At 62.9% G+C, this 12,872-nt stretch carries 13 protein-coding genes; 3 read left to right on the forward strand and 10 right to left on the reverse strand.

Annotated elements, in window-relative coordinates; genetic code table 11:
* Positions 1 to 80: 80 nt before the first annotated feature.
* From F0P96_RS05940 to F0P96_RS05970, 8 genes are all read right to left on the reverse strand, one after another.
* Positions 81 to 2,483, reverse strand: coding sequence for a transglycosylase domain-containing protein (locus F0P96_RS05940; RefSeq protein WP_151077899.1), 2,403 nt, complete (start codon positions 2,481 to 2,483; stop codon positions 81 to 83).
* A 216-nt stretch (positions 2,484 to 2,699) separates the two neighbouring features.
* On the reverse strand, positions 2,700 to 2,849 hold the full coding sequence (locus F0P96_RS20905) for a hypothetical protein (RefSeq protein ID WP_160620409.1): 150 nt from the start codon (positions 2,847 to 2,849) through the stop codon (positions 2,700 to 2,702).
* Between the two features lie 56 nt (positions 2,850 to 2,905).
* The gene (locus F0P96_RS05945) at positions 2,906 to 3,286 is read right to left on the reverse strand and encodes a hypothetical protein (RefSeq protein ID WP_151077900.1); all 381 of its coding nucleotides are present in this window, start codon (positions 3,284 to 3,286) and stop codon (positions 2,906 to 2,908) included.
* A gap of 28 nt (positions 3,287 to 3,314) precedes the next feature.
* Positions 3,315 to 4,121: a hypothetical protein gene (locus F0P96_RS05950; protein WP_151077901.1), complete on the reverse strand. Its 807-nt coding sequence runs from the start codon at positions 4,119 to 4,121 to the stop codon at positions 3,315 to 3,317.
* A gap of 62 nt (positions 4,122 to 4,183) precedes the next feature.
* Entirely contained in the window at positions 4,184 to 5,857 is a 1,674-nt protein-coding gene (locus F0P96_RS05955; protein WP_151077902.1) for a DUF4153 domain-containing protein, read from the reverse strand.
* A gap of 108 nt (positions 5,858 to 5,965) precedes the next feature.
* On the reverse strand, positions 5,966 to 6,163 hold the full coding sequence (locus F0P96_RS05960; protein ID WP_151077903.1) for a hypothetical protein: 198 nt from the start codon (positions 6,161 to 6,163) through the stop codon (positions 5,966 to 5,968).
* Between the two features lie 50 nt (positions 6,164 to 6,213).
* Positions 6,214 to 6,513, reverse strand: coding sequence for a winged helix-turn-helix domain-containing protein (locus F0P96_RS05965; protein ID WP_151077904.1), 300 nt, complete (start codon positions 6,511 to 6,513; stop codon positions 6,214 to 6,216).
* Positions 6,510 to 7,157: a hypothetical protein gene (locus F0P96_RS05970; RefSeq protein ID WP_151077905.1), complete on the reverse strand. Its 648-nt coding sequence runs from the start codon at positions 7,155 to 7,157 to the stop codon at positions 6,510 to 6,512. The genes F0P96_RS05965 and F0P96_RS05970 overlap by 4 nt, the downstream gene beginning before the upstream one ends.
* 145 nt (positions 7,158 to 7,302) lie before the next feature.
* On the opposite strand from F0P96_RS05970, the gene F0P96_RS05975 reads away from it, so the two are divergent.
* From F0P96_RS05975 to F0P96_RS05985, 3 genes are all read left to right on the forward strand, one after another.
* Positions 7,303 to 8,088: a class I SAM-dependent methyltransferase gene (locus tag F0P96_RS05975; protein WP_151077906.1), complete on the forward strand. Its 786-nt coding sequence runs from the start codon at positions 7,303 to 7,305 to the stop codon at positions 8,086 to 8,088.
* Between the two features lie 102 nt (positions 8,089 to 8,190).
* Positions 8,191 to 9,072, forward strand: coding sequence for a UbiA family prenyltransferase (locus F0P96_RS05980; protein ID WP_151077907.1), 882 nt, complete (start codon positions 8,191 to 8,193; stop codon positions 9,070 to 9,072).
* Between the two features lie 76 nt (positions 9,073 to 9,148).
* The gene (locus F0P96_RS05985) at positions 9,149 to 9,787 is read left to right on the forward strand and encodes a hypothetical protein (RefSeq protein ID WP_151077908.1); all 639 of its coding nucleotides are present in this window, start codon (positions 9,149 to 9,151) and stop codon (positions 9,785 to 9,787) included.
* Between the two features lie 43 nt (positions 9,788 to 9,830).
* On the opposite strand, the gene F0P96_RS05990 is transcribed toward F0P96_RS05985, so the two are convergent.
* Positions 9,831 to 10,502 (reverse strand): DsbA family protein, encoded by a 672-nt coding sequence (locus F0P96_RS05990; RefSeq protein ID WP_151077909.1) that lies wholly within the window; start codon positions 10,500 to 10,502, stop codon positions 9,831 to 9,833.
* A gap of 167 nt (positions 10,503 to 10,669) precedes the next feature.
* Positions 10,670 to 12,832 carry a transcription termination factor Rho gene (gene rho / locus F0P96_RS05995; protein WP_151077910.1) on the reverse strand — a complete coding sequence of 721 codons (2,163 nt, stop codon included), beginning with the start codon at positions 12,830 to 12,832 and terminating at the stop codon, positions 10,670 to 10,672.
* Positions 12,833 to 12,872 lie beyond the last annotated feature (40 nt).

Here is a 12,872-nt window from a genome sequence, read left to right on the forward strand (position 1 = left end):
TGTAGAGCTAAAACGCGAACTGGGCCAGCCGCTACTGTAGCAGCTGGCCCGGTTCGCGTTGTTTATTGGTGCGTCTGCGCTTAGGGGGTCTTCAGGCTGTCGGGCACGGCCACTTCGCCGCTGTTGATCTGCTCTAGCAGGTTGTCCACCGCAATGGAGTCGATTTGCACGGCTTGGCGTTTGGGCCGGTCGTATTCCTCGGTGTAGCAGATGTACTTCTTGCTGATTTTGCCGGGGTACTTCGGGAACGGCCCCATAGTGATGTCCAGCTCAGGGTCTTGGTAGAGCTTCTCCATGTAGGTGCCGAAAATGGGCAGCGCCATGCGGCCGCCTTCGCCCTGCTGGGTGCGGAAAAAGTGAATGGAGCGGTCTTCGCCGCCCACCCACACACCGCTCACCAAGTCCTTGGTTACGCCCATGTACCAGCCGTCGGAGTAGTTCGAGGTGGTGCCGGTCTTGCCGCCGATCTGGTTGTCTTTTTTCCACAGCTCGTACTCCCACAAGGCCTGCGAGGTGCCGCCGGGCTCGTCCATGCCGCCGCGCAGCATGTAAAGCATCAGCCAGGCGGTTTCGGCCGGAATGACGCGTTTCTGCTGGGGGTCGAATTGCTTGATGACGTTGCCGTTGCGGTCTTCGATGCGGGTGACGATGAGCGGCTCGGTGCGGAAGCCGCCGTTGACGAAGGTGCTGTAGGCGTCCACCATTTCGTACACGCTCACGTCGCCGCCCGAGCCGAGGCCGATGCTGGGCACCGGCAGCAAAGGGCTGCGGATGCCCACTTTGTGGGCGTAATCGGCCACGGTGTTCCAGCCCACCCGTTCGGTCAGCTGGGCCGTCACGGAGTTGACGGAGCGGGCCATGGCGTGGCGCAGCGTCATGTTGATGCCGGTGTACTCGCGGGTCACGTTGTCGGGCTGCCACTCCATGGGCTTGCCGTTTTCCACGTACTTGATGGTCACGCGCTGGTCCCGAATCCGGTCGCAGGGCGCGTAGCCCTTGTCGATGGCCGTCAGGTATACAAAGGGCTTGAAGGTGGAGCCGGCCTGGCGGCGGCCCTGCTTCACGTGGTCATATTGGAAGAAGCGGTAGTTGAGGCCGCCCACCCAGGCTTTCACGTAGCCCGTGTAGGGGTCCATCGTCATCATGCCGGCCTGCAGGAAGTGCTTGTAGTAGGCCAGCGAATCGAGCGGCGACATGACCAACGTGGTGTCGTTGTCGTCGTGCTTCCAGGTAAACACCTTCATGGGCCGCTTGGCGTGCAGGGCCGAGTCGAGCTTGGCGGGCTGGCCCTTGTAGCGGGCGGCGAGGCGCTTATACACCTCGGTGCGCTTCATCTGGGTCTCGATGAAATCGGGAATTTCCTTGCCGTCCTCGTCCACCCAGGGGTTGGAGTTGCGGTTGCGCCAGAAGTTGTCGAAGCTGCGCTGCAGGATTTTCATGCGCTTCTGCACCGCATCTTCGGCGTGGGCCTGCATGCGCGAGTCGATGGTGGTGTAGATGCGCAGCCCGTCGCGGTACATGTCGTAGCCGTTCTTTTCGCACCAGCTGTTCACAAACGAACTGATGGCGCCGCGGAAGTACGTTTCGGGCCCATCCACGTGCTTTTCTACTTGGTAGCGCAGCACAATGGGCTGGGCCTGCAAGGTCTTCACCTCGGCGGCCGACAGCACCCCGGCCTGGCCCATGCGCTGCAGCACCAGGTTGCGGCGCTTGGTCGAGGCTTCGGGGTGAAAGCGCGGGTTGAAGGCGGTGGGGTTGTTGAGCACGCCCACCAGCACGGCGGCTTGCTCGGGCGTGAGCGAGTCGGGCGAGGTGCTGAAGAAGGTTTTGGCGGCCACTTTGATGCCGAACGCATTGGAGCCGTATTCCACCGTATTCAGGTACATCCGCAGAATTTCTTCCTTGGTGTAGCGGCGCTCCAACTCCACGGCCGTCAGCCATTCCTTCATTTTAGCCACGAGCGTACCCACCACGGGCACGTGGCCGAGCAGGCCGCGGGTTTCGCCCCGACGGGTCTTGTAGAGGTTTTTGGCCAGCTGCTGCGTGAGGGTGGAGCCGCCGCGCTTGTCGCCGCGCAGGGCCGCATACACCGAGCCCACAAGGGCCTGCGGATCAATGCCGGCGTGCTCGTAGAAGCGCACGTCCTCGGTAGCTACCAGTGCTTTGATGAGGACGGGCGCCATCTTATTGAGCGGCACCGGGGAGCGGTTTTCGCGGTAGTAGCGGCCGATGAGCACGCCGTCGGAGGTAAACAGCTCGGAAGCCTGTTCGACCTTGGGATTTTCCAACTCCTCCAACCCCGGCGACTTGCCGAACAGGAACAGGAAGTTGGTGCTGACCAGGATGGGCAGAAGAAAGAAAAACCCGGCTGCCGCCGCAAATGCCGCCCACAGCACGCGCGAGAGGCGGTTGGGCCACGGCCGCTGCACACGGCTCGGCTTCGGGGCAGGCGGGTTTGTTTTCGGGGTTACGGCAGAGGGCATTGGCACGGACTAAGACCAGGCATCGGCACAGGGCCCGACTCCGGTGGTAGTACAAATATACCAGTTGCGGCCGGGGTGGCGGCGCGCCACTGTCCTTCTGCTTTCCTAACGCATAAAATCAGCAACTACACCCCACGCCACAACGGCGGTTAGCAGCGCCGCAACCACGAAAACGCAGGCGCTTGTCAGCCGGAGCAGTGCTCTAATCCACCACGGCTAAGGTTCCCGGCTGGCCTGCCACATCACCAATGGCCCCAACCACAGCAGCAACCAAAGGCCCACAATCGTGCCGCCCACAAACGCACCGGCAGCTCCTGGGGTATTGGGCCATATTTCGTCGATGCTCAACCCGTTCAAGGTGCACACGGCGGTACCCATAACGACCCACAACGTGCACCTGCGCAGGCATGCGCCGCCCCTCATCAGCCCTGTTCAGCTTGGCTGCCCATTGCCTCCAGAAGCCCAGCCACCGATACCATCATTCCGACGATGTAGCCGATTTCAAACGGCAGCATACCGGCCATGTCGGGGTCGTGCTTGCTGCTGATGAAGAGCCACACGCACAGCAGTTCGTGCACAAACGTGAGGGCCCACAGCGTAATAGCCGTGCCGCGTTTGGCAGTGCGCTTGGTCAGGCGCCAGCGCAGAAAGTAGAGCACGAGGCCCGGCCAGGCAATGGGCACGAGCAGCATCAGGTTCATGGCCACGATGGTAAGCGTGTCTTTTACTTGCTGGGCCGTGGCTATCCAGCGGCCGTACGGGCTGTATCCCGCTACCGGCTGCGTGTGTTCCTGGTATTCCATAATTGGAGGATAGTATGCCGGGGCTAGATTAGCGCAGAGCCGACGCCATGGGGCCAGCCACCGCGCGGGCTTGGTTGAACTGGAAGGCTGGGCGTGGGGCGGTTTTGCGCGGTTCCTGCCTGCGTATCTCAATCGAGCCGGGCTGCCGGATCATGTCCTGGGCCCGCTCCCACTCGGCCGAAACGGCGGCCGCAAAGCCCACCGGCCCCATGCCGCCGGCCCACAGCGTGCGGTTGTAGCTCAGCCACACCAGCACCGAGGTGCCCACCATGAGCCCGCGGTGCAGCTGCTGCCGTAGCCACCAGCCGGCCCGGCTGCTACGCCGCCGCTCCTGCACCAGCGTGAAGCACTGGAAGTTGATGTGCATTTCCTCGTCGCGCAGCAGGCGCAGGCAGATTTGCTGGAGCAGGCTGGAATAGGTAGCGTGAAACACGGCGCGGTAGTACACCGCCGCAATTATTTCGGCCGTGAGCAGCACCCGAATGGTCGTTTCAAACGTGCCCCACTGCCGCAGCCGCCGGAACACATCATCGACCCAGGTCTGGCGCAGGCAGGCAATACCCTGCTTGCCCAAAAAACGTCCCAGCACGCGGGCATGTCCCTGCTCCTCCCCAATAAAAAGCCGAATGGCGGCCACGTGGTCGGTGTTGCCCGTGTCTTTCACGCGCTGGTAAAGGTGCTTGCCCTCGGAGCTTTCGCCGCGCTGAAAGTGCTGCAGCGAACGGGCCACGGCGCGCCGCTCCCGGGCGGTAAGGCGGTAGGTATCGTCCCAGCTCAGGTCGTCGAGGTGGGTTTGGTTCTGGCGGAAGTAGGTTGTCCAGTCGGCAAACGTCATAGCAGTAGCGGGCCAGCCTTCGGCGAAGGCGGAAAAGGTGAAATGAGATAAGCAAAGGGCGGTTACCGGTTCGTAGCGGGCTGGTAGCTCTTGAGGGCTTGATAAGCGGCCCAATCGGCGTAGGTCCAGTCCTGCCAGCTGGCTTCGGCTTCGTACGCCGCACGCCATTCGGCCACGCGTTCGTCGAGGGCCCGCTGCGCGGCCGCGGGTTGCAGCTGGGTGGCTTGGTGGTGAGGCCCCGCAACGGTCAGGTATGGGTATTCGTTGAGCGTGGCGCGCTGGGCTACCAGCGTGGGCAGCACGCGGCCGGGCATGTTCAGCAGAAAGCCGAGGTCGAAATGGTGCGGGTCGCGCCGCGGGTTGGCGCGGTGGCTCGTCAGGTTGTAGCCCGCAATCCAGATTTCCCAATTGCCCAGCGCCAGGCACAACAGCACCACATAGGCGGCCAGGCTATTGAGGCGCACCAGCGAAAATGCCGAGCGGCGCTGCCAGATTTTCAGCAGGATGGTAGCCAGCCCGAACAGCGTGAGCAGCAAGAAAAAGCACACGCCCACGCGCTTGTAGGCCAAGCCCATGTGAACGATGTAATAGTAATTGCGCAGCCCCACCGACACGGCCAGTACCGCGTTCTGCAGCACCCACAGCGTGGCGCCCCAGCGCAGGAGCGGCAAGCCCGGCTGGTAGAAATTCAGGTTGCGGCGGAAAAACCACAACACAATGCCCATGGCCAGCAGAATGCTGAAGATGAGCACGTAGGTGCCCTCGTGCACAAATTGCGCGAGGTCGAAACCCGGTTCGGGCACAAAGCCAAACCACAACCAGCTGATGTCAATGGCATTGACGGCCAACAAGAGCAGGTTTACCAAACCGAACACCGCCAGGGCCGCCAAGTATTCTTTGCGCAAATCGGCCATGCGAAACCGCCACTCCCGGAAATCGGGGTTGCGCACGCTGAACGAGGCCACGCCGTCGCGCCGCCGGTGAACAAACTCGGGAAACCGGGCCTCCAACTGCGCCAAAACCGGCACCGGTACCCGCAGCAACACCACAGCGGTAAACGAAACAGCAAATATCCAGAACACCACGGGCGCATGCAGCAGCATCTCCAGCAGGCGCAGCAGCCCATCCGCAATCGGCGCCCACAGCTGGTTGGCCAGCGCATTGTACCGGGGGTTGGCCAGCAGAAACAGCACGTGAAACACCACCAACACCAGCACGGGCACCAGCAGCAGCTTGGCGTACCAAAACGTGCGCCCGGCTTTGGTTTCGCGGGTGGGAATATAGGTGCGAATGAGCACGCCCGGCAGGCCCAATAGCACCTCGGCCGCTGAAAACCCGCCGGTCATGCCGGCCAGAAACAACTGCTTAAGGTGGGGCTGATTGGCAAACCCCAGCACCATGGCCATCGACACAAAACAGGCAAAAAAAGCCGCAAACGAACCGTACAGCAACACGGCCACCGCCGCGGCTACCGTGCCGGCCACCAATAGCCGGAAATAGCTGGAGCGCCACGCTGCCTTGGGCCGGCTGAGCAGCAGGATCCCCAAGGCCAGCAACGTGTACAGGGCTAGGTTGAGCCCGACGTTCTCCTGCCAGAACAACACGTGGAATAGCAGCGTGCCCAACGGCAGCAGCCATTTCTGGGTAGCGGTCAGGACCAGGCGCGCCGGACGCCAGCTAAGCAGGCCGTGGGCGGCAGTCCACTCGGTAGTGCGGGCGGCAAAAAGCGGTAACATACAGCAGCGAAAAGAGGTGAGAATCAGTTTTTCAAGAAAAAGGCCGCCAGACGGCGCGCAGAAAAGCAGGTACACAAAACCCGGCAGCCCCGCACCCAGGCCTGTAGCCTACTTGCAGACGGAAGCCTGGCTCATCAGCCACTCCACGCCCCAAAAGGCGGCGCATAGGTTGGCGGTCCACTCAAAATCGGGATGCACGGCCAGCAGCAGGCCCGACAGCAGCCAGCATCCCACCAGAAACAACCCCGCCAGCCCCATCAGCAGCAGCGTTTCGCGGTCTGGTGCAGGGGAACGTTCGTGCTGCATATTACTGCATTTTAAAGTTCTTTGCGTTTCAAAGTAACAAGGCAAAAAAATTAGCCGTCTTGGCGAAGCAGCTTTTCGAGCGTGCTGAGGTGGTCCTGAAAAGCCTGCTTGCCTTCGGCGCTGGCCGTGTAGGTGGTGTTGGGCTTCTTCCCCACAAACTGCTTGTTTACCTGCACGTAGCCTACTTTCTCGAGGGCAGCTACGTGGCTGGCCAAGTTGCCGTCGGTGAGGTCGAGGGTTTCCTTCAGGTCGTTGAAACTCACGCCGTCGTTGGCCATGAGCACGGCCATTACGCCCAGCCGCACGCGGTGGTCAAATGCCTTGTTGAGCTGATGGATGGCGTGCTTCACGAGCGGGGGGCGCGTTCGTAGCGGTTGTACATGAGCAGGCCATAGCCGATGTGGCCCAGCCCAAACCCGAGCGCAAAGAACAGGAAAGCATAGTTGGGCAGCAAACTGGCCACCAGTCCGAGCAGCAGCATGGTGTAGGCCAGCAGCTTTATTTCGTCGAGGGTGTATTTGCTGGCATTCAGCAGCGCCATGCCGTAGAATACCAGCATAGCCGGCACCACCAGCCCCGCCGCGCCGCGCACATACAGCTGAATGCAAAACAACCCACCGACCACCAGCGGCACGGCAAGGCTCCAGAACAGGCGCCGGGCGGCGCCGTCCCACAGGGTACGCCCGTCTTGCAGGGCCCGGCGGCGCGTAAACCAAAACGCTACCGCAAAAGCCAGCAGCACGGTGCCCACTGCCAGCCCCAGCAGAAACGGCAGCGTACTGGCCCGCGCTTCCGTCGAGCCTTCCATCAGCCGCACAAACCCACCTTCGCCGTAGTGCGACGTGAGGTACCAGTGCCCGAAGGCGGCCCCGGCCAAGGCTACCACCCCCGCCCCGATACCCGACAGGCCGCTAAGCGAGATGAACCGCGAGGAGCGCTCCATGATGGAGCGAATCTCGGTGAGTTGAGCTAACGGATCGACGGCAGGCTTCATATTTCCAGAGCACTTTGTAATGCAAAGCTAATAGCAAAACCGGCAGATCCTAGCTACCGCAGTATTTTTTTTGGCGGGCGGGCGACATAAGGTCTTTCCTCTGCCCGCTACTTCCGTTATTTCCTGCACCTCCCACTCACCTGCTATGAAGCTGCGCCTGCACCTGTTTGAGTTTGAAGACCAGCCGTGGTTCCCCGCCGTCATTCGGGCGGGCATGATGGACTACCTGCGCTTCATGATTACGCACCTGCACACGTACCGGCCCATTGCGCCGCTGCTGGCCGAGGGCTTGCGCCGCACCGGCCAAACGCAGGTGCTGGAGTTGTGCGCCGGGGCCGGCGGCGGCGCCGAGGATGTGCTGCAGGCCCTGCGCACAGCCGGCGTAGCCGGGGCCACTATTACCCTTACCGACCTGTATCCGCAGCCACAGGCCTGGGCCCACATTCAGCAAGAAACGGCTGGGGCCATCCGCTTTGCGCCCGAGTCCGTCAACGCCTTGCAGGTTCCGGCTGAACTACCGGGGTTCCGGGCTGTGTTTTCGGCGTTTCACCATTTTCGGCCGGCCCAAGGCGAGGCGTTGTTGCGCGACGCGGTGCTGGCGGGCAGCGGCGTGGGCGTGTTTGAGGGGGCTGGCAAGCACTGGCTGGAACTGCTGCTGGCGTGCACGGTGCTGCCCGTTGTGCAGCTGCTCATAACGCCCTTTATTCGGCCTTTTCGTTTCAGCCGCCTGTTGTTCACCTACCTCCTGCCGCTCATTCCTTTGTTCACCATTTGGGACGGCGTGGTGAGCATTCTGCGCATGTACCCGCCCGATGCGCTGCTCACGCTGGCCCACCGCGCCGACCCCCAGGAACGCTACGCCTGGCAGGCTGGCAAACTGCGCCACCCTTTGGGCCCCGAAGTCACGTACCTCATCGGCTGGCCGAAGTAGTCCGGCGCACGGCCGCGCGTTTGGCCACCGGCGCCAGGTTTCCGCTTTGGGCCCGAAGAACCTGAACTTCGCGCTACATTCGGCAGCCACTTTTTTCTGCTCATGCTCCTTGCCTACCGTCGCGCGTTGCCGCTGCTGCGCATTCCGTTTTCGGTGTACCTGATGCCGGTGTTCTGGTTTGCCCTGAGCGCCCTGCGCGAACCGTTTCCGGTGGGCCGCGCCGTGGCCGTGTTTCTGGTGATTCACATGCTGGCCTACCCGGCCTCCAACGGTTACAACTCCTGGTTCGACCGGGACGAAGGCAGCATTGGGGGCTTGGAACGTCCGCCCCGGGTTACGCCCGAGCTGTGGCGACTGGTGGTGCTGTTCGACGTGCTGGCCGTGCTCGGCGCGCTGCTGATTTCGGTGCCTTTTGCGGGCCTGCTTACCACGTACCTGCTGGTATCGAAAGCCTACAGCTACGACCGGATTCGGCTGAAAAAGTATCCCATCATCAGCACGCTGGTAGTGGTGGTGTTTCAGGGCGCGTTTACGTTTTTGATGACGCAGGTGGGCGTGGGTGCTTCCCTGGAGACAATCCTGGCCGACCAAAACTTGGTGCTAGCCTTGGTGAGCAGCTTGTTTTTATGCGGTTCCTACCCGCTCACGCAGGTGTACCAGCACACCGAAGACCGGCAGCGCGGCGACCAAACCCTGAGCTTGCTGCTGGGCATCCGGGGCACATTTGTGTTTGCGGCCCTGGGCCTTCTGCTGGGCGCATCGGTGCTGGGCGCCGCTTATCTGTGGCGCAACGAGCCGCGCAACTTGCTGGTGTTTGCTGTGGCCACGCTGCCAGTAGTATTGCTGTTTAGCCGCTGGGCCTGGCAAGCGTGGCACAATGGCGCCGCCGCCGATTTTCGGCGCACCATGCGCATGAACCAGGTGTCGTCGCTGTGCCTGAGTGCGGCGTTTGTGCTGATGCTGGCGCTGCGCTATTGGGCGTAGTCATCAACACAGACCGCCGAAGGCGGCCCCGGCCGACTAGGTCAACATCCGCCCGTGTTGCTTCGTAGGCTCCGGTATGCATAGCTACCGCCTCCCTTCTGCCCTCCTGCTGGCTTTGCTGGCCGCTTGTTCTGCTCCGCAATCCGACCAAACTGCCAGCGGGCCTACGACCCGCGGCGTCGATTCGGCCGATGCCCGGCCGGTCGAGCCGATGGATACGACTTCGGCTTCGGTGGCCAATGCGCAATCGGATACGCTGAAGGCCGTGCGCACGCGGCACCTGTTTTCGTCGCCCACCGCCCCCGACCTGTTCCAGCTTGTGCTTCGCGGCGACTCCCTACTAAGCAGCGAAGCCACGTTTACCATCACGGCCGCCGACGGCACGGTTATTTTCCGCGAAACGCTGTCGTCGGCCGATCTGGAGGCCTCTATGGTATACCAGATGACCAAACCCGGGGCCACCAAGGCCGAGCGCGAAGCCTACGTCCGTCGCCGAATGAACGAGTTTTTCGCCGACAAGAATTTCCGCAAGCCCGCCGTCGGCAGCACCGACATTTACCAGCCCGGCACCGTAGACCGCGCCGTGTGGGACGACCTGCGCCGCCGGCCCGATGCCGTGGGGTTCTCTTATTTAGTGGGCAAAGAAGACGGCCGCCGCATTGCGTGGTCGACGTTGCGCAAGCAAGTGGTGCGCTACGGTTCTACGGGCGGTTAGCAGCTACTGGCATCTTTGAGTAACCTGCCGACTTGCAACGCCCCTACCCCGCCGCTGATTGAGTATCAAGAAGCAGTTGCTCCAAACCGGCTTTTATCTGCTCGTAGGGCTGGTAGCCGCGGGCCAGCACGTAGCCCTGCTGGCCGTGGGCAAAAATGAGCGTGGGAAAGCCCTGCACGCCCATGCGCTGCACCACATCGAACTCGTGGCGGGTGGCTTGCCGGGCTGCGTCGCTGTCCCACCACCGTTTGAATTCGGCCACGTCGAGACCAAAAGATTGGATAAGCGGCTCGTAGGTGGCAAAATCGTTCAGGTCGCGGCCGTCGCCGAAATGCGCCTGCTGCAGGGCGTGGGCAAAAGCCGTGTCGCGGCCCAGCGGGTCGAGTTGCTTGAATACCTGCAGGGCCCGGCTTGGCGGCTCGGAGTCGTTGAGGTAGCCGCCGGCTGCACCAAGTTGCCGAAACGATTCGCCAAACTGCACACCGGTAACTGCTTCCACTTGCTCTAGGGCCTGCCCGATGTAACCCCAGGCATCCCGTATAGGCCCCACTTCGTCGCCGGTAAACATGCCGCCACTCAAAACCGCTACGGGCACACGGTCGGCGTATTCTTCGGCTAGCCGCTGCATCACCGGGCTCATGCCGTAGCACCAGCCGCACAGCGGGTCAAAAATGTAAAGTAATTGGGTATCGGGTAGCGAACGAGCAGATTCCATACGGCAAAGGTGAACAAGTTTCGGCGGCCTCAAACCTGTACCTGAAGGCAGCCGTTTTGTTTGACGAGGCAGCCTTCGGGCGTATTGTCGGCCCGAGTAGCCAAAACGCAAAACGCCTTCCGAATAGGCTTCGGAAGGCGTTTTGAGAAATTCAAAGAAGCAGCAAATTAGCCGTTCATCGACACCAGGAATTCCAGGTTATCCTTGGTGCCACGCATGCGGTCCTTCAGGAATTCCATGGCCTCGGTGGCCGACATATCCGACATGAACTTGCGCAGCACCCAAGTGCGGCTCAACTCTTCTTTGCCCATCAGCAGGTCTTCGCGGCGGGTGCCCGAAGCCGGCACGTCGATGGCCGGGAAAATGCGCTTGTTGGCCAGCTTCCGGTCGAGCACCAGTTCCATGTTGCCCGTGCCTTTGAATTCTTCGAAGATAACTTCGTCCATCTTCGAGCCGGTATCCACCAGCGCGGTGGCTACGATGGTGAGCGAACCGCCGTTTTCCACATTGCGGGCCGCACCGAAGAAGCGCTTGGGCTTCTGCAGCGCGCCGGCATCGATACCACCCGACAGGATGCGGCTCGACGAAGGCTGCACCGTGTTGTAGGCGCGGGCCAGGCGAGTAATCGAGTCGAGCAGAATGACCACGTCGTGGCCGCACTCCACGAGGCGTTTGGCTTTGTCCAGCGCCATCGAAGCAATTTTCACGTGGCGGTCGGCCGTTTCGTCGAAGGTCGAGCTGAGCACTTCGGCTTTCACCGTGCGCTGCATCTCGGTTACTTCCTCGGGGCGCTCATCGATGAGCAGCACGATGAGGTATACCTCGGGGTGGTTTTCGGCAATGGCGTTGGCAATTTCCTGCAGCAGCACCGTTTTGCCCACTTTGGGCTGGGCCACAATCAGGCCGCGCTGGCCTTTGCCAATGGGCGCGAACAGATCGAGAATGCGCGTCGAGAGCTGCGAGGGCGCAGTCGTGAGCTTCAGGCGCTCATCGGCGAAAAGCGGCGTAAGGTGCGAGAAGGAAATTCGGTCGCGCACATCTTCTACCGAGCGGCCGTTGATGCTTTCCACCGACACCAGCGCGTAGTACTTCTCGCCTTCCTTGGGCGGCCGCACGGTGCATTTCACGGTGTCGCCGGCTTTCAGCGAGTACTGCTTCACCTGCTGCGGCGAGACGTAAATATCGTCGGGCGAGGCGAAGTAGTTGTAGTAAGGCGAGCGGAGGAAACCGTAGCCACCGTCGGGCATCATTTCCAGCGCGCCTTCGCTCGGGATGGTAATGTCGAGCGACTCCACGCGCGGCGGCTGTTGCTGCCGCTGCTCGTTGCGCTGCTGTTGATCGGGGCGTTCCTGCCGCTCCGGACGGTCGCCGCGCTCGGGGCGCTGGTCGGGCCGTTGTTGGTCGATGCGGGGCTGGTCGCCGCGCTGCTCCGGACGGTCGGGGCGGTCCATGCGCGGCTGGCGCGGGTCGCGGCCGAAACGGTCGTCGCGGCGCGGCTGGTCCCGCAGGTCGCGGCCGTCGCGCTGGGGCGTCGGCCCAACCACAGCCCGCGGGTCGGTGGTGCGCGGCGCTTGGTCGGCGCCGGGTGCAGCGGGCTGCTCACGCGGGTCGCGGGTCTCGCGCAGTTCGGCGCCGGGCTCGGGTTGAGGCGCTCCTGGGGTGGAATTCCGGCGAAAGTCGTCGCGGCGGCCTTCGCGCGGCTCCCGCATGGTGCGGCCGGGCTGGGGCACCACAAAGCGCGTGGGCTGGGGCGGGCGGTTGTCGCGCGGCGCTTCGGCAGGGCCGGGCGCGGCTACGGCGGCTGGCGCGGCCGTTTCGGCAGCCACGGCTGGAACTTCTACCGGTTGCGGGGCCGCGGGCGAATCGGGCGCGGCAATGGTTACGCCGGACGCTACTTCGTCGATAGATTCGGGGGCCGCCGGGCGGTTGCGACGGTCGGGCCGCTGGCCGGCGCGCGGCGCGCGGCCGTTTACGGGCGCAGCCGGTGCTTCGGCCGCCGGGGCCGCCTCGGCAACAGAAGCGTCTTCGGCTACCGGCGCTGCGGCCGGTGCGGCAGTGCGCGGAGCAGCATTGCGAGCCGGGCGGCGCTCTACGCGGGCCGGGGCGGCCGGAGCCGGGGCACTGGCTGCGGGAGCGGCGGCCGGCGCGTCTTCATCAGAGGGGCGGCGCTTGCTGGGGAGCTGGTCGGCGGGCAGAATGGCCTGCTGATCGAGGATTTTGTAGATGAGGTCCTGCTTGCTGAGGCGGCGGAAGTTGCCCACGTTCAGGGACTCGGCAACTTCTTTCAATTCGGACAGCAAACGGTCCTTCAGCTCATCAATAGTGTACATACTGCGGTACGGGGAGGGGAATAATGGGGTGGCAGCGCCC

It is taken from the genome of Hymenobacter busanensis (genome assembly GCF_008727865.1).
In the GTDB taxonomy this organism is placed as follows: Bacteria; Bacteroidota; Bacteroidia; order Cytophagales; family Hymenobacteraceae; genus Solirubrum; species Solirubrum busanense.